Here is a 15,682-nt window from a genome sequence, read left to right on the forward strand (position 1 = left end):
TTAACATGCAATATTAATCATTGCTTTCCCCAGCATACTTTTCAAAAATACGCTTATATGGGTATGCTGCAATCACAAGAAAAATCGCGTTTAATAATAACGTTGGGACAAGGCGTAATTTAAGAAAGTCAGCAAATTCCATGCTTGTCAAATGAATAAGAAAGTTCATTTCATATACAATCAGTTCTAATATGCTGATACCCAATAAAGATATCACGGAAACCACTAGCAAATTGGCATGCAGCACCTTCATTATTTTGCTGAGCAAATAGATGGTGAATGGAAATACAAAAAAATAGATTCCAAGTACTTCCGTATACACAACATCTACTAGCAACCCAAAAACAAATGCATAGATGATGGCCAAGTTGCGGTTTGCATAAATGGAGAAAAAGAAAATAGTAATAATTAAAAAGTGCGGCACTAAAATTTTATTTGATAAAATTTCCCCAGGCAGCAGCTCGACAAAGATGCTCTCGAGGATGAACATTAACGCAATTAGACATCCGATCCGAAACTTCCTCATTTGTCTTCCTCGCCGCTCTCCCGTTTTACGACAAGAACATGTTCAATATCATAAAAATCTGCTGACGGCTCAATATAAGCCTTTTTCGCTAAACCGTATTCGTCCGATTCAACCTTGACTACTTTCCCGATTGCTAAATCAGGTGGGAATACTCCGCCAAGACCTGATGTGGAGACGATTTGTCCCTTTTTCACTTTCAGACCGTCGGGAACTTCCTCCCATGTCATAATAAGGTTTTTCGATTCTTTATCATAATCTTCGATTAATCCAAATACAGATGTTTTTTTATTTTTATCTTTTGTGTTCTCATCCTTTTGTATATAGGCAGAGATTCTGTTTGAAGGGTCTTCCGAACTTAACAGCTGGACAGTGGCTGTATTAGCACTGACAGATTTCACCTTTCCGATTAAACCTGCAGATGTGATGACAGCCATATCGGCTTCCACGCCATCGTTTTTACCTCTGTTAATCGTAATCAGTTCATTCCATTGGTAAGGGTCTCTGCTGACGATTGTTGCCTTTAGGTAACCACTGTCATTTAAAGAAGGATATTCGTCGACAATCTTCTGCAATTCTTCATTATCCTTTTGCAAACCCTGCACCTGTGCTTTTAAAACTCCATACTCTTCTATCTTTGCTTTTAATTCTTTGTTTTCTTGATATGTATCTTGCAAGTCTTTTACATTATCAATGACACCTGCCACATAGTGGACAGGCCTTGAAACTAGGGTTTGCACCCAGCCGGTCGTGTCTTTAATAAACTGTTCCGGCCAGGTAAGCTTTGAACGGCTCAAAGAAAACCCTATCAATGCCACGAGAATAATAATGCTAACAAGCAAAATAATCAATCGTTTATTCATAAAAAACTGTGGCATGACAAAACACCTCTAAAGGAATTATCGTGAATCTTTTGCTTTGTTTTTGAACAGATGGATGTGATCAAGGGCTTTTCCAGTTCCGGTTGCCACACAATCTAGTGGATCCTCTGCAATAACGACAGGCATTTTTGTCTCTTCACTGATAATCTTATCCAAGTTGCGAAGAAGCGCACCGCCTCCAGTAAGGACGATACCTCTGTCCATAATATCAGCAGCAAGTTCTGGAGGAGTTTTCTCCAATGTTACCTTCACTGCGTCCACAATTGCTGCAACTGTGTCTTTTAAGGCAATCGCAATTTCTTCTGCCGTGATTTTGATTGTTTTTGGAAGACCTGTCAGCAAGTCTCGGCCGCGGATATCCATGTTTTCCATTTCTCCCGGGCTGCCTGCACTGCCGATTTCCACTTTGATGCTTTCTGATGTTCTTTCACCGATCATCAAGTTATATGTTTTGCGGATATAATTTACAATAGCATCGTCCATTTCATCACCGGCGATACGGATTGATTGGCTTGTTACGATACCACCCAATGAAATGATTGCCACTTCGGTTGTACCTCCACCAATGTCAACAACCATGCTACCTGTCGGCTCCCATACAGGAAGGTTAGCTCCAATCGCTGCTGCAAACGGCTCTTCGATTGTATATGCATCTCGGGCTCCCGCTTGGCGTGTCGCGTCGATAACAGCCCTTTCTTCTACTGCTGTGATGCCTGAAGGCACACAAACCATCACATAAGGTTTTCCAGAGAAATACCCTTTGTTTTTTGTAGCTTGTTTAATATAGTACTTCATCATTGTAGCTGTTGTTTCGTAATCAGCAATAACTCCATCTTTCATTGGTCGAAGTGCAACCACATTTCCAGGTGTTCTTCCGATCATGTTCTTTGCATCATTTCCGACTGCAACGATGCTTTTCGTATCTGTTTGCAGTGCGACAACAGATGGCTCTCTTACAACAATCCCCTTCCCTTTTACATAAACTAATGTGTTCGCTGTTCCTAAATCAATTCCAAGGTCTCTTGTTCCAATTCCAAACATATTGTATCTCCCTTTCTGAAACTAAATGCTATTTTTTAAGCAGGTAGATTTTCTCCTTGTTATCATAATCATATATTTTTTGTCATATTCAGACATATTTAGGCAAAAAAATCATAAACAATATTATATCTTAAATATGGATAAAAGAACAGTCTCATATATATCCTTTTTCCTTTAGACTAACAAATTTATTTTCCCCAATAATGATATGATCGAGCAAATCTATCCCGATGATTTTTCCGCTTTCCGCCAGTCTCCTTGTTACCTCCACATCCTCCCTGCTTGGAGAAGGATCACCGGATGGGTGGTTATGCAGGCAAATGACCGAAGCTGCTGAACGCTTAATTGCCTCCTTATATACCTCTCTAGGATGAACGATGCTCGCATTCAAGCTGCCAATAAAAATTGTCTGCTTATGCATGACAATGTTTTTCGTATTGAGGTACAAGCAGATAAAATGCTCCTGTGACAGGAATCTCATTTCATCCATCATGTATTTGGCGGCATCCTCAGGAGAGCGTATTGTATATCTCCCATTAAAGGCAAGCTTTGAAACACGCCCGCCCAGCTCCAAAGCCGCCAAAAGCTGCAACCCTTTGGCCGTTCCGATGCCCTTAATCGCCTTTAGCTCGTCCAATGTCGCATCCTTCAAGGTTCTTAAACCATTGAAGTGATGGAGCAGTCTGTTGGCAACATCCAAAGCTGATTCTTCCTTTGAACCAGTCTGAATAAGGATGGCAATCAGTTCATTATTGGACAGGCTTTCAGCCCCTTTAAGCATAAAACGTTCCCTGGGCCGCTCCTCTTCCGGATAGTCTTTCATTAATATAGAGTCCATGCTTATATTATCCTCCTATCACCTATTCTATGAAGAGAACAGAGATGGGGGTGTTAACCTTTTTAATGAGGCATGTCAAATCCAAGGGCCCGCAGCTCGCGGATGGTCCTGGATATCGGCAGTCCAACTACCGTAAAATAATCTCCTTTGATTTCTTTCACTAAAAGTCTGCCTACTCCTTGAATGCCATAGGCACCAGCCTTATCAAACGGTTCCCCGGTGTCGAGATATGCGTTTATTTCTGCATCTGTCAATTCCCAAAACAGAACATTTGTTTTTTCAAAAAAAGCAGTATGCTTTCCATTCACCGCGATGGATACACCTGTATAAACGGCGTGCTCCGCCCCGGACAATGCCTTTAAGGTCTGATACGCATCTTGTCTGGAAGCAGGTTTACCGAGAACATTCCCATTATGGTATACAATCGTATCCGCACCTAAACAATAGCTGTCTGGATTCGCCTTTGAGATAGCGTCCGCCTTTCTTCTGGCCAATTCCATCACTATTTCTCCAGGTGCAAGGGAGTTGTCAAAGCTTTCATCTGCGTCACTGCTGGAAACTTCAAAAGATATATGAAGATCTTCAAGGAGCGCTTTTCGTCGAGGAGAAGATGAGGCTAATATGAGGGTTTTCTTAATCATGATTCCACCAACCTAACATTTCATAATGGGAGATACAAACCTATCCTATCAAAGAATACATACAGATACAATTTTCAACGAGAATTTTTTAACAAATAGTAAATGAAATGTAACATGACGTAATATGTAGAAATATATCGAAAATTCCCTTTAGCTTCTCTTCCTAAATATGACGTAAACATCCTGCAATTAGTTTCAGGAGAGTTTCAAATTTCGCCAAGAAAAATAAAGGAAGCATTTTGCTCCCTTTATTATTTCCCAGGTAATATAAAGTTTATGAACCAATTTCGACATAGTTTGCCAAAAAAGCTAAAAGTGACTTTTGAACAGCTTCTTGATTGGCTGCGCTGCTGTCCTGTCCGAGGGCAGCTGCACCTTTTACTCCTGATGCAAGACCTTCGGCTGCTTTCTTGATGGAAGCTTCCTTAAATTCACTTATTTTCATCTCATCAAGAATCTTTTGCTGATCACTTAGTTTTTTCGCTGTATCTTCCTGGATTGTGCCGCCAGCATATGCAGCTGTTAAAGCGTCGCTTGCAGCACCGTATATTTCTGGTGCAGCATCAAGGAACTGCTTTTCTGTTGAAGTCACCTTACCTGCTTCGCCTCCCGGAAACACCATTTCCTTGGCAAATGCAGATGCTCCGTCTGCTTCTTTTTCTGTTTTCATGCTTTTCGCATTGTCTATATCAGCAGCTATGCCTAGGTAAATCGCAAACTTCCCATCTATCGGCACCTTTTGGGCAACAATGCCTTTCTCTGTAAGTCGGTCCACCTCTTTATCTGCTCCATCCTCTGCTGTGTAAATGTTATTCTGTACAACAAAGGTGCTGATTTCTGCTTTTGTTGCCGCAACTGTGCCTGCTGCAGCTTCACCGGTATTATCCGTGCCTGCTGATTGTGCAGGTGCACTTGCATTATTGCCTGCGATTGCTGCCTTATCTGTATCGACCATTTTCAGCAGCACGAAACCAAACCCCGTCCCTAGCACAATCGCAAAGAACACAGCAAAAAAAATCGATGCAACCATTCCTTTTGATAGATTTCTTTTGCTGCCTTTTTGCTTCATCTTTGCAAGCATATTGCCCTTGCTTTTCTGGTCAGTCTGCAATTGAAATTCCTTTATGTCGTCGGATTCCTCTTCATCAGCAGCATTAGGAAGAATCCAGTCAAAGCTCTCATCTTCCAGTGCCTCGCTGCCTGCCGCCACTTCCTCTGCAGAATTTTCCGGCAGAATAGAATCCTTGTTATTTACAAAAGCATCCTGCTGTTCATCTGATTTCATTTGATTTTCTTTGTTTTGGAACGGACGGTCTTTTCCGTTGATTTTGATAGTGATCGTTTTGCGGTTCTCCGGCTTTTCTGTCACTCGTCCTACCTCCATTTACTAGTTTTGTTCATCCTATCATACTAGCAAAAAAAAATAACAAGACTTTTGTCGTCTTGTTATAGAATGATTTCGTCAAATTCAGTTTTTATTAGACATAATCAGACTCACTTTTAAGTCCTTATATTGAATCGGCTGTTCCTCGCCTTCACTTGTGCAAAGATTTCGTTTTTCCCCTTTAATGCACACCGCAATCGTTTCATTATTATTTATCGTCACATAGCTGTCGGCAGAGAGCGGGAGGGGATCATCCGTATCTGGATCATTAAATGCACTCATATAACCGTTCTCAACAAGCTCTTCGTACGTAATCCGATCATTTGCACCATGACCGCTTGTGGTAGCTTCCTTGATATAGAAGTCTGCTGCTTCCTTCATATTCCATGCATTAGCAACAAATGACTTGTCTCTCATATCATGGATTACCTTTATGACAGATGGGACTGCAATTGCCGCAAGGATACCTATAATGACAATTACTGCAAGAAGCTCTACAAGGGTCAATCCTCGTTCATGGAGTCTAGTATATAGCAATCTATTCGTTTTACTCATCTTCCTCTGTAGACACCCCAGCAAATGGGTTCTTCCTGTCTGCTGAAGCAGGGCTTTCCATTGACGGCAAGTCATTGATCAAGTCTTCCAGCTCTGGATAGTAGTAAATGGATACAGTCATTTCAAATTCGATTTTCTGGTCATTGTCTTCCACTTCCATTACTTCCTTCGTTCCAGTAATTTTTAAGGAATCAATATCCATAATCCGTTTTGAGGACTGCAGCTCTTCCAGCAATTTCTCCAGGTCGAAATAGGTGTTAGCCTCTCCTAATATATTAATAGCTGTTTTCTTAATGCCATTTGGCAACGTTGTTTCAGAGGCTGCAGCATCATTTTCTGATTCGTCACCTGCTTGTTTATTGGCATCATCAATAGCTTTATCAGCTGTTGTTAAATCTTCCTCTGTCACCGTTTCGTCTGAATCTGTACCATTCAGCTTTATTTCAATAAGATTCGTGTCGGAAATAATTTCTGCTTTTTCTATTTCCAGGAGTGCCTGTTCAAGCAGTCTTTTAACAGGAACCTGCTGCTGTAGCTGAACAGTGCTTGTATTAGTGCTTTCTTTAGCTGCTTTAATTTTCGAATCAAGAATCGTGACCTGCTGCTCCACAAGCTGAAGCTCTGTCTCTTTTATGTCCACCTGGTTAGATAGCGGCTGTAAGTATGCAAAATAAACATAAGCACCAGCACCTAAAATAAGCAAAGCAGAAAGCAGGAACAAAAACAGCGATCTGTTTTCACCTAATCTCATGGGGACTCCTCCCCTTCTTCATTCTTTGCTGCTGCCGTTAAACCAGCAGTTGTAAACAATATTTCATAGGAAGCATAATATCTTGGTTCAATATCGCCTTCCTTCAGTGTTTCAATAGCCTCGTCTATCTCTTCACTCACTTTGCCTTCTAATATATCCGTAGATTTGCTGTCTACCAATATCGCTTCATCGACCCAGCTGTATTGCAGAATCGAATTCAAATAATACGCAGCATCACTTTTTGTATCGAACTGTACTTTAAGCGTAACTTTTTGCTTTTCACTCACTTCCAGTTCTTGAATAAATCCTCTATTAGGCAGAATAGCTGTGAGCTGTTTCAAAAGGAAAACATTGTCCACTTTTTGTTCATTCGCCCAAGTGATGGCATTCTTCAAGTCCTTTGCAGAATCTGATTCTTGATAGTTTTTCAAGCTGGCCTCTGAAGACTTTACAATATTATTGGAAAGTACAAGGCTATCCTCAACCGAATTCAGCTTTTTCTTGTCATTGGTGTACTGCCAAAAGAACAAGCCTGCAAGCAGGGCAGCAAGAGCTGCTGCTGCAAGAACCCAAACAAGCATGGCTGTTTTCTTAGGCTCTTTTTTAGGAAGGAGGTTAATTTCTACAAGCATGACCTACACCTCTTTTAATCCTAAACCAATGTTGACATGTACGCTCGTTGGTATAGGCTCATCATTCAAACTCGGGCCAAAATCCTTCATCTGTTCTGCATTATCAAATCTTTCCTTAATTTGCTCAACAATTGCAGGCAGCCAAGGATGGTCTCCGGTAATCACTATTTTTTTTACTTGTCTATCTCCCTTGTTGAGAGTATAACGGTAAAAGCTCATTACTTTTTCTATTTCTTTATAGATATCGTCAAGGCCGCTCCAAACTTCCGCTTTATCTCCCGTAAATGTAAGTCCTTCTGATGCATTTTTCTGCACCCACTGCTCATTGTCTACTTCAATAATCAAATGGCGCATAAAAAGCGGATGATGATTTTCAAAAATGCTCACATTTACTGTCTTTAAATCCACTTCAATAATCATCACCCCGTCATTGGACGGCGAGTTGCTTGTATGGTGATAATAACGATAAAGGGCAAGTGCGGAAATATCAGCAGCTGCTGGTTTCAGCTTCACTTCATCAAGAATCTCGGACAGCTCTGCAATATTGTCTTCTGGTGCAGCAAACAGAATGATTTGTTGCTTATTTTTATCTTTTTCTGCTAACAGATGGTAATCAAAAACAGGGTTTTCAAACGGCAAATGGATAGACGTCCCCAATTCCATGTATAAGTATCCTTTAATTTCATCAGGGGTTACATCTTCCGGAATGGAAATTTTTCGGATAACCACAGATGAATCAGGAACAAGGAAGCGGACTTGTTTTTTGGCAATTTTCCATTCTTGAATACACTCTTCCAATATCATGGAGAAGGTTTGCAAATCCTGGATTGCACCATCTTGAATCAAGCCTGCCGGCAAGAAACGCTCACCCCAGCTTTGGACAGATGTATCATGGCCGTGCTTCATTTCCACATAGCGGATACAATGGTCTTTCACTGTTAAGTTGACATATTTGCTTTTTCCTAAATTAAATCGTATAGCCATACCTCTGCTCCTTAAAGAAATACATTTAAATACCAATTGATTAAGTCATTGCCATAAAAATAACTCACAAGCGCACCAATCACGATAAACGGACCGAACGGAATCGGCTTGTTTTTTTTCACTTTACCTGCAGCCATGCCAATAAGGCCTCCTGCAGTTCCAAATATGGTGGAAAGGAAGAAGGTCAAAAGGACGAGCTTCATACCAAGCACCAATCCAATAACGGCAAACAGCTTTATATCTCCGCCTCCCATGCCGCCTTTTGAGACCACTGCAATCACATACAAAAGCACAAAACCGACAACTGCCCCAAGCAAGCTGTCCCACCAGGGATCCAACTGAATAAAAATTCGTTCTCCTAACAGCAAGATGCCAAAAAACAGCAGCACCTTATCTGGAATAATCATATATTCTATATCAGAAACAGTGATGATCATCAATAATGAGATGAACGTCCACGCTACAAACAGCTCTGCTTCCCAGCCAAGAATAACAGGGCATAAAACAAAAAGAACACCTGTCAAAAGCTCAAATATAGGATATAAGGGGGAAATCGATGCTTTGCAGCACCTGCATTTCCCCCTTACGAACATATAGCTTAAAACAGGTATTAATTCTAGCGGTGTTAAAGTATGCCCGCAATTCGTACAATGTGATCTTGGCCTAACAATCGATTTCTGCAATGGAACCCTGAGCCCGACAACGTTATAAAAGGAGCCTAGTGTTATTCCGTATAGGAAGATTAGTAGGTAGATCAATAGTTTTTACCTCAATTTTTTTTTTTTAGTTACCGATTGTTTCTACACCTTTTTTAGCACTATTAATCTCAGAAATTGTTGCATTATCGAATGCTATAGTTACATTTCCTTTAGAACCTGAACCAGTCAGTGAAAGTATTGTATTTTTATCAGTATCTGTTGTTACATTAACAGTAAAAGTTTGGAAAGTAGAAACATCATTCAGATAAGTGTCTAATTCATCTTGATCAATAGAAGTGTCAGATCCTTCTCCCGCAATATACATTTTAGCAGAGTTGATAATTTGAATAGCATCTGCTTTAATTGCATCTTCTCTCGATTTTTGAATAATATTCGCAATGCTAGGAATAGCAATCGCAGCAATAATACCTAAAATAACGATAACAGCCAAAAGCTCAATTAGCGTAAGACCCTTTTCGTTTTTAATATGTTTTTTTAATAATTGACCCATTTTTAGTTGCTCCTCTTTTAAAAAAGTTATTTATTTTGGTTGTGTACAACCTATTACTATTATACTAGATAAATAGACTCATTCATACAGTTATTTTAAGGAAAATGTCCTATATTTTTTATTGAACGTGGTTGAATATTTCAAACATCGGCACCATGATGGATGTGACGATTGTGCCGACAATTCCGGCAAGGAGCACGATCATAATCGGTTCGATTAAGGACTTCAGTCTGTCTGTGGCACTTTCGACTTCTCTTTCGTAAAAGTCAGCAACTTTTGAAAGCATCGCATCGAGTGAGCCTGTCTCTTCACCGATGGCAATCATTTGGGTCACAAGGGGCGGGAACACCCAGTGTGCTTTCATCGGTGTTGTTAATGATTGACCTTGTTCTAGTGCGCTTCTTGATTTTATAAGCACCTTTGACATCACTTCATTTTCAATGACGCTTTCGACAATCGCGATCGCCTGCAGAATCGGCACGGAACTGGAAAACAGCGAGCTTAATGTTCTTGTCATTCTTGCTAATGCTGCTTTTTGCAAAATTTTACCGAAAACAGGCAGCCGAAGCAGAAAATAATCTAAATAGTATTTTGAAGCTTTATTATTTCGTATCACAAGAATGCTGACAACAAATGCAATCATCAACAATACAATCAGCCACCAGTATACTTGCATGAATTCACTAGCATTCAGTACAAATTTGGTGATTGCAGGCAATTCACCGCCGAAATCCTTGAACATATCAACAAATGTCGGGACGATGCTTACGAGCAAAAAGATAACGACTATAATGGCAATAATAGCAATCGCGATTGGATAAGTAAGTGCCGAAATAATCTTTTGTTTCGTGAAATGCTGCTTCTCATAATGCACTGCAAGTCTTTCCAATGTCTCGTCCATGCTGCCGCTTGCTTCACCAGCACGTATCATGTTGACAAACATGCTGGAGAACACTTTGCGATGCTTGCTGGCTGCTTGCGAGAGCGGATTTCCGTCACGCAAATCTTGTTCGACAGACAGCAATGCTTTACGAAGGCCTTTGCTTTCTGTCTGCTGTGCAAGAATAGCTGTTGCTTCCACAACAGAAATACCTGCTTTCAGCAATGTGGCAAATTGACGTAAATAAATAACAAAATCCTGCAGCTTAACCGGACTGCCTAGTGTGATTTCCTTTGTAAGCAGTGTTTCGGGAATCTCATTGATTTCCATGACTCTGATTCCTTTTTCCTTCAGCTGCAGCATGGCATCTCTTTTTGACTGTGCTGTAACAATGCCTGTTTTTTTACCTCTGCGGTCTCTTCCTTCATATTTATAACGAGCCATTGCTTTGCTCCTTCTCTTGTAAATATGGAAGTGCAGCTTCTCTTAATACAGCTCCAGCCTGGACGAGCTCCTTCACATTGCTTTCTAATGTATGCATCCCAGCTGCTCTTGATGTCTGCATGATATTTTGAATTTGATGGATCTTTTCGTTGCGGATTAAATTCGCAACAGCTGCATTATTAATTAAGATTTCTGTTGCTGACACCCTGCCCGTCTTGTCTGGTGTTGGAAACAGCCTTTGGGACACGATGCTCACAAGCACAGATGCCAGCTGAATGCGGATTTGATCCTGCTGGGACGGCGGAAACACATCAATAATCCGGTTGATTGTCGCCGGCGCACTAGACGTATGAAGCGTTCCGAGCACAAGATGGCCTGTTTCTGCTGCTGTAATTGCGGTTTGAATTGTTTCTAAATCACGCATCTCGCCGACTAGAATAACATCCGGGTCCTGTCTTAACGAAGCCCGCAGCCCATTGGCGAAATTCTTCGTATCAAAGCCGACCTCTCGCTGATCAATAATGCATTTACCATGCTTATGCAAGTATTCAATCGGATCTTCCAATGTGATAATATGCTTTCTCATCGTCTCGTTCATATAGGAAATCATCGCAGCAAGTGTTGTTGATTTACCGCTTCCTGTCGGTCCTGTAACGAGTATTAATCCTTGCGGCTTTTCACTGATTTTTTTTAAGATTGGCGGCAGCTTCAAATCATCCAAATTGGGTATAGATGTTGGCACCACCCTGATTGCAAGAGCAACACACGCTCTTTGCTTATATGTGTTAACACGAAATCTGGAAACACCTTTTAGACTGTAGGAAAAGTCCAGCTCTCCTTTTTCCGTGAACACATCCCATAACTCCTTAGGAATCATCGCTTTTGCCATCGTTTCTGTATCTGCAGGGGTTAAGCTTTCCTTGCCGTATCGTCTCAGCTCTCCGTTTATACGCATGACAGGAGGCACTCCGACTGTCAAATGGATGTCAGAAGCTTTAAGCTCAAAGCCGACCCGCAGCAAATGGTCGATATTGTTGTACATATTAGCCCCTCCTAGTCAGGGATAGCTACACGAAGCACTTCTTCTGTTGTAGTAATTCCTTGTTTAACTTTCAAAAGACCGTCATCAATTAAGAAGATTGTTTTAGCTTTAATAGCAAGCTCCCGCAGCTTCGTGAAGGACTCGCCATTCATGATGACACTTTTCATCTCATCATTGATAACTAACACCTCATGGATAGCAACACGGCCTTTATAGCCTGTCATGTTGCAGGAAGCACAGCCCTTCCCTCTTGCCATCTTCTCGATGGACAACCCTCTTTTTGCGAAAATTTCTTTCTCTCGCGCCGAAGCAGGATGAACCTCTCCACAGTCTCTGCACACTTTTCTCACAAGCCGTTGTGCGACAATTCCGCTTAAGGAGGAAGCAACTAAAAATGGTTCCACTCCCATATCAAGCAATCGTGTAATAGAGCCCAAAGAATCATTCGTATGAAGAGTGCTAAGAACAAGATGTCCTGTCAACGACGCTCTGACAGCAACCTCGGCTGTTTCCTTATCTCGTATCTCCCCGACCATGATGACATTCGGGTCTTGTCTCAGGATAGCGCGCAATCCTGCTGCAAATGTCATGCCGACATTTCCGTTTACTTGAATTTGGTTAATGCCCTCTAATTGATATTCAACAGGGTCCTCGACCGTAATGATATTAACCTCTTCACTGTTTAAGCGATTAAGTGCAGCATATAAAGTGGAAGATTTACCTGAACCAGTCGGGCCTGTTATTAAAATAATCCCTGTCGGTTTTTCAATCATGTCAACGAAGCGGCCAAGATTAACTTTATTAAAGCCAAGCTTATTAAGGTCATTTAAGGTACTCCCTAAATCAAGAAGACGCATTACAACCTTTTCACCATATACTGTCGGCAATGTTGATACACGCAAATCAATCGGATGGAAATCCAGATTAATCTTAATTCTCCCATCCTGGGGAATGCGATGCTCTGTTATATCTAAATTGGCCATGATTTTCAGCCTGGCAATCAATACACTTTGCATATGCTTTGGCAGGACCCGTTCGACACGAAGTACGCCATCAATACGGTAGCGGATAACCACCTTCGTTTCCTGCGGGTCAATATGAATATCACTTGCTTTTAATGTTGCTGCATTCGTCAATATTTGGTTAACAAGTCTTACGATTGGAGAATCTTGCTCAATCATCCCATCGCTCTGGCTTTCACCAATCTCATTCGGATCTGACAGCAATTCTTCAAAGCCTTCGTCCATATCATAATATTTATTGATTGCCCGCAGGATATCATCTTTAGAAGCAATAGCTGTTTCTATTTGAAAGCCAGTAGCCAAGCGCAAATCATCAATTGTATAGAAGTCCATTGGATCAGCCATTGCGACATACAGTTTTTCTCCATCTTTCTTGAGCGGAATAATCAACTGTCTTTTCGCTGTTTCCTTGGAAACAATCGTAAATAATTTAGGGTCAAAAGGATAGCGGTACAAGCTTACATGGGGAATGCCTAACTGCAATTCCAATACTTCAATAAGCTGCTGCTCTGTAATAAATCCCTTTTGAAGCAAACTGTCGCCAAGCCTTTGATCCGGATGCTTATCTTGCAGCGCCTGCTGCAGCTGTTCTTCTGTCAGCAAACCAGCTTCCACCAACAAATCACCAAGTCGTTTTCGAATTTGTTTCATCCTTGCATCCCTCCCTTAAAATTATTTAGTGCTTTCCGTTGTTTCTTCCGTACTTGCAGCAGTCTTGTCCGCTTCTGTGCTGTCATTTGTTTTGCTATCCGTTTCCGTTGTTTCCGTATCTTTTGTATTGCTTGAGTCGTCTTCAGAAGCTTCTGTATCTGTCTTTGCTTCACTATTATCGCTATCTGTGTCTTCTGCAGCACTGTTATCAGCGTCGATTGTAACATCCTCTTCAACAAGCAGGCTGTGTGCAATGACTTTATTCACTGGTGGATAAAAGTCTTCACTGATTAGTTCTTTTTTTACAACTTCCCCGTTCTCATCCTTCGACTCTCTGTATACCTTGATCAACTGTCCGGCGGAGCCTTCTTCTACAATTCTCGTTTCATTTAAGCTCAGACTTGGATCAAACTGAAGAACTGTTTTTGGTGAAAATGTTTCTTTATCAGACAAAATCACTTTATAGTCATATAGCAAACTAGCTCCATTTAAACTTACATACAGTTTGTTATTAACCATTTGGAAGGACATAGTAAAGGTTTGTTCATTAGGATTATTGAACCGGTAATCCATTTTTTGATTCTTATTTATTCTTGCTTCATAGCCGATATCAGCAAAGTCTGGCAACGTATTGCTTGTATACCTTTCTGAAACAGTGAAGTTCGTTGGCAGGATTGCTGAATGAACAGCAGTAGCCACAATGCTTAGCACCTTATCCGAGTAAGCTTCCCCATTATTTTCGTTCATCCATTCAAGCAAAGAAATGGTTGCTTGCGGTTTAATCGTTAAAGTCGGGAATTGCTTTACCCATTTTTTCACACTGTTTTTCTGGTCGTCCGTATCCACTGTCGCCTCTGCTAATTTAGCGTTCTCTTCTTTTTTGCTTATTTTGTATTCATTCAAGTCGATTAATTGATTGCCAGATTGTAAGCTTGCTGCCATTCCTACTAAACTATCATTCAACTTAGACAAATAAAAAGCATTATCTGTCGTCAGCTCGGCTGATACAGATGTCAGGAAGCTTTCCATTTCCTGCAAGTCAAGGGACACAAGAACATTATTGTTCTCCCCTTGTTTAATGGAAGCAACAGCGTCCTTCAATTGAAATGCAAACTGGCTTAGATCAAAACTCACTGTCTTTTCTTTGAATTTCAATTGAATATTTGTGTTCTTCTCCCATTCTGTATGCTTTTCGCTTACTGCGCTTAAGGCCTCCTGTTGATTCATCCCAGAAACATCGATGCCGGCAATTGTTGTATGCTCCTCATATCCGTCATTACTCTGAAAAAAATTACTGTATGCCTTCGCCCCAAATTGAGAAAAGCTAAAAATAAAGGAAGTCGCGAACAAAATTGCGGCAAATAGCTTTGCAGCTTGGATGTTTTTCATGCAGTGTTTGCTCCTTTGTTATTAAGCTTCCACATTCATTGAAAGGTCAATTACTACACTTGGTCCTGCTAGCTGGGCATTTTCAATATCCGCTAATGTCAGAACAGTTCCTTTTGTCAGCAGTAGTTGACCTTCATTTGTGTATATATCATTAACTACTTTTTTATTCAGCAATAATTCTACTTGCTTTTCTTTTAATGCTTGCAGGCGTTCTGCTTCCTCTGCGTGATTAATGGCAGGAGCAGACAGCTCTTCTAATAATTCTTCCGTCTCCTCAGCTGTATCTAGTGTTGAAGCTTCTTCTTTTGCACCAAGCTCTCTAAGGCTGGCAGCTGTTTCTTCTTTAACAACAATGATGTCTTTTCCGTAAGTCAACACAAATTCAGCATCAATCAGCACTTCTTTGTTTTTCACATTAGCTTGAAGTGCCGTGATTGCACCGCCATTTTCGTCATCAACGACAAATTCGGAAACTTTGCCGATAAGTTCCCCTTTTCTAGTAATAACATTTGCATCGATAAGACCGATTTTTTTATTTACTAATTCACTGGCAATCGGAATTTCGTTCAAATCCATGATGGCATGGGCATTTTCAATCGTTACTGCATACTCGCCGACACCGACCACTTTTTTAAACGGAATAGCAAAATTGTTGTCCTGCCATTCTTCTTGTTCGATCGTCAAGAAATCTACCGTACCCTTTTCTGGGTTAATAATAAGTGATTGAACCTTTCCTTCCTGCTGTCCGTTTGAAATGCTAATGATTGGCAATCCTTTAATTTGTGTACTGTTTTTCATAAAATATCCTCACCTTA

General features: G+C 40.8%; 17 protein-coding genes. All 17 read right to left on the bottom strand.

Features of this window, described 5'->3' with window-relative positions; all coding sequences use genetic code 11:
• Positions 1 to 13 precede the first annotated feature (13 nt).
• Positions 14 to 526, bottom strand: a complete 513-nt coding sequence (mreD, locus tag MKX82_RS14345) for a rod shape-determining protein MreD (RefSeq protein WP_233313005.1) — start codon at positions 524 to 526, stop codon at positions 14 to 16.
• Entirely contained in the window at positions 523 to 1,401 is an 879-nt protein-coding gene (mreC, locus tag MKX82_RS14350; protein ID WP_233313004.1) for a rod shape-determining protein MreC, read from the bottom strand. Before mreC ends, mreD begins: the two co-directional genes overlap by 4 nt.
• A gap of 21 nt (positions 1,402 to 1,422) precedes the next feature.
• Entirely contained in the window at positions 1,423 to 2,445 is a 1,023-nt protein-coding gene (locus MKX82_RS14355; RefSeq protein ID WP_233313003.1) for a rod shape-determining protein, read from the bottom strand.
• Positions 2,446 to 2,599: 154 nt separating this feature from the next.
• Entirely contained in the window at positions 2,600 to 3,283 is a 684-nt protein-coding gene (gene radC, locus MKX82_RS14360) for a RadC family protein (RefSeq protein ID WP_237941755.1), read from the bottom strand.
• Between the two features lie 62 nt (positions 3,284 to 3,345).
• Positions 3,346 to 3,924 carry a Maf family protein gene (locus MKX82_RS14365; protein WP_233318412.1) on the bottom strand — a complete coding sequence of 193 codons (579 nt, stop codon included), beginning with the start codon at positions 3,922 to 3,924 and terminating at the stop codon, positions 3,346 to 3,348.
• Positions 3,925 to 4,198: 274 nt separating this feature from the next.
• Positions 4,199 to 5,293 (bottom strand): hypothetical protein, encoded by a 1,095-nt coding sequence (locus MKX82_RS14370; RefSeq protein ID WP_341077976.1) that lies wholly within the window; start codon positions 5,291 to 5,293, stop codon positions 4,199 to 4,201.
• Between the two features lie 99 nt (positions 5,294 to 5,392).
• Positions 5,393 to 5,863 (bottom strand): type II secretion system protein, encoded by a 471-nt coding sequence (locus tag MKX82_RS14375; protein WP_341077978.1) that lies wholly within the window; start codon positions 5,861 to 5,863, stop codon positions 5,393 to 5,395.
• A complete protein-coding gene (locus tag MKX82_RS14380) occupies positions 5,856 to 6,614 on the bottom strand; it encodes a pilus assembly protein PilO (RefSeq protein ID WP_341077979.1) in 759 nt (252 codons plus the stop codon). The genes MKX82_RS14375 and MKX82_RS14380 overlap by 8 nt, the downstream gene beginning before the upstream one ends.
• Positions 6,611 to 7,246: a fimbrial assembly protein gene (locus MKX82_RS14385; protein ID WP_233318404.1), complete on the bottom strand. Its 636-nt coding sequence runs from the start codon at positions 7,244 to 7,246 to the stop codon at positions 6,611 to 6,613. The genes MKX82_RS14380 and MKX82_RS14385 overlap by 4 nt, the downstream gene beginning before the upstream one ends.
• A gap of 3 nt (positions 7,247 to 7,249) precedes the next feature.
• The gene (pilM, locus tag MKX82_RS14390) at positions 7,250 to 8,230 is read right to left on the bottom strand and encodes a type IV pilus biogenesis protein PilM (RefSeq protein ID WP_341077982.1); all 981 of its coding nucleotides are present in this window, start codon (positions 8,228 to 8,230) and stop codon (positions 7,250 to 7,252) included.
• 11 nt (positions 8,231 to 8,241) lie between these two features.
• On the bottom strand, positions 8,242 to 8,988 hold the full coding sequence (locus MKX82_RS14395) for a prepilin peptidase (RefSeq protein WP_233318400.1): 747 nt from the start codon (positions 8,986 to 8,988) through the stop codon (positions 8,242 to 8,244).
• 25 nt (positions 8,989 to 9,013) lie between these two features.
• On the bottom strand, positions 9,014 to 9,439 hold the full coding sequence (locus tag MKX82_RS14400) for a prepilin-type N-terminal cleavage/methylation domain-containing protein (protein WP_341077984.1): 426 nt from the start codon (positions 9,437 to 9,439) through the stop codon (positions 9,014 to 9,016).
• A gap of 118 nt (positions 9,440 to 9,557) precedes the next feature.
• Positions 9,558 to 10,763 (bottom strand): type II secretion system F family protein, encoded by a 1,206-nt coding sequence (locus MKX82_RS14405; RefSeq protein ID WP_341077985.1) that lies wholly within the window; start codon positions 10,761 to 10,763, stop codon positions 9,558 to 9,560.
• The gene (locus MKX82_RS14410; protein ID WP_233318394.1) at positions 10,750 to 11,805 is read right to left on the bottom strand and encodes a type IV pilus twitching motility protein PilT; all 1,056 of its coding nucleotides are present in this window, start codon (positions 11,803 to 11,805) and stop codon (positions 10,750 to 10,752) included. Before MKX82_RS14410 ends, MKX82_RS14405 begins: the two co-directional genes overlap by 14 nt.
• 11 nt (positions 11,806 to 11,816) lie before the next feature.
• Positions 11,817 to 13,478: a GspE/PulE family protein gene (locus MKX82_RS14415; protein WP_341077987.1), complete on the bottom strand. Its 1,662-nt coding sequence runs from the start codon at positions 13,476 to 13,478 to the stop codon at positions 11,817 to 11,819.
• Between the two features lie 21 nt (positions 13,479 to 13,499).
• Positions 13,500 to 14,867 carry a G5 domain-containing protein gene (locus MKX82_RS14420; protein WP_341077989.1) on the bottom strand — a complete coding sequence of 456 codons (1,368 nt, stop codon included), beginning with the start codon at positions 14,865 to 14,867 and terminating at the stop codon, positions 13,500 to 13,502.
• 21 nt (positions 14,868 to 14,888) lie between these two features.
• Positions 14,889 to 15,665, bottom strand: a complete 777-nt coding sequence (locus MKX82_RS14425; RefSeq protein ID WP_341077991.1) for a PRC-barrel domain-containing protein — start codon at positions 15,663 to 15,665, stop codon at positions 14,889 to 14,891.
• Positions 15,666 to 15,682: the final 17 nt, after the last annotated feature.

The sequence above is a fragment of the Niallia sp. FSL R7-0271 genome (assembly GCF_038005785.1).
Lineage (GTDB): Bacteria > Bacillota > Bacilli > Bacillales > Cytobacillaceae > Niallia.

Bases quoted from the DNA above. Each gene is read 5' to 3' on its own strand.
- mreC (WP_233313004.1), bottom strand. From the start codon at position 1,401: ATGCCACAGTTTTTTATGAATAAACGATTGATTATTTTGCTTGTTAGC.
- MKX82_RS14385 (WP_233318404.1), bottom strand. From the start codon at position 7,246: ATGCTTGTAGAAATTAACCTCCTTCCTAAAAAAGAGCCTAAGAAAACA.
- MKX82_RS14375 (WP_341077978.1), bottom strand. From the start codon at position 5,863: ATGAGTAAAACGAATAGATTGCTATATACTAGACTCCATGAACGAGGA.
- MKX82_RS14405 (WP_341077985.1), bottom strand. From the start codon at position 10,763: ATGGCTCGTTATAAATATGAAGGAAGAGACCGCAGAGGTAAAAAAACA.
- MKX82_RS14410 (WP_233318394.1), bottom strand. From the start codon at position 11,805: ATGTACAACAATATCGACCATTTGCTGCGGGTCGGCTTTGAGCTTAAA.
- MKX82_RS14365 (WP_233318412.1), bottom strand. From the start codon at position 3,924: ATGATTAAGAAAACCCTCATATTAGCCTCATCTTCTCCTCGACGAAAA.
- MKX82_RS14415 (WP_341077987.1), bottom strand. From the start codon at position 13,478: ATGAAACAAATTCGAAAACGACTTGGTGATTTGTTGGTGGAAGCTGGT.
- MKX82_RS14425 (WP_341077991.1), bottom strand. From the start codon at position 15,665: ATGAAAAACAGTACACAAATTAAAGGATTGCCAATCATTAGCATTTCA.
- radC (WP_237941755.1), bottom strand. From the start codon at position 3,283: ATGGACTCTATATTAATGAAAGACTATCCGGAAGAGGAGCGGCCCAGG.
- pilM (WP_341077982.1), bottom strand. From the start codon at position 8,230: ATGGCTATACGATTTAATTTAGGAAAAAGCAAATATGTCAACTTAACA.
- mreD (WP_233313005.1), bottom strand. From the start codon at position 526: ATGAGGAAGTTTCGGATCGGATGTCTAATTGCGTTAATGTTCATCCTC.
- MKX82_RS14400 (WP_341077984.1), bottom strand. From the start codon at position 9,439: ATGGGTCAATTATTAAAAAAACATATTAAAAACGAAAAGGGTCTTACG.
- MKX82_RS14380 (WP_341077979.1), bottom strand. From the start codon at position 6,614: ATGAGATTAGGTGAAAACAGATCGCTGTTTTTGTTCCTGCTTTCTGCT.
- MKX82_RS14420 (WP_341077989.1), bottom strand. From the start codon at position 14,867: ATGAAAAACATCCAAGCTGCAAAGCTATTTGCCGCAATTTTGTTCGCG.
- MKX82_RS14355 (WP_233313003.1), bottom strand. From the start codon at position 2,445: ATGTTTGGAATTGGAACAAGAGACCTTGGAATTGATTTAGGAACAGCG.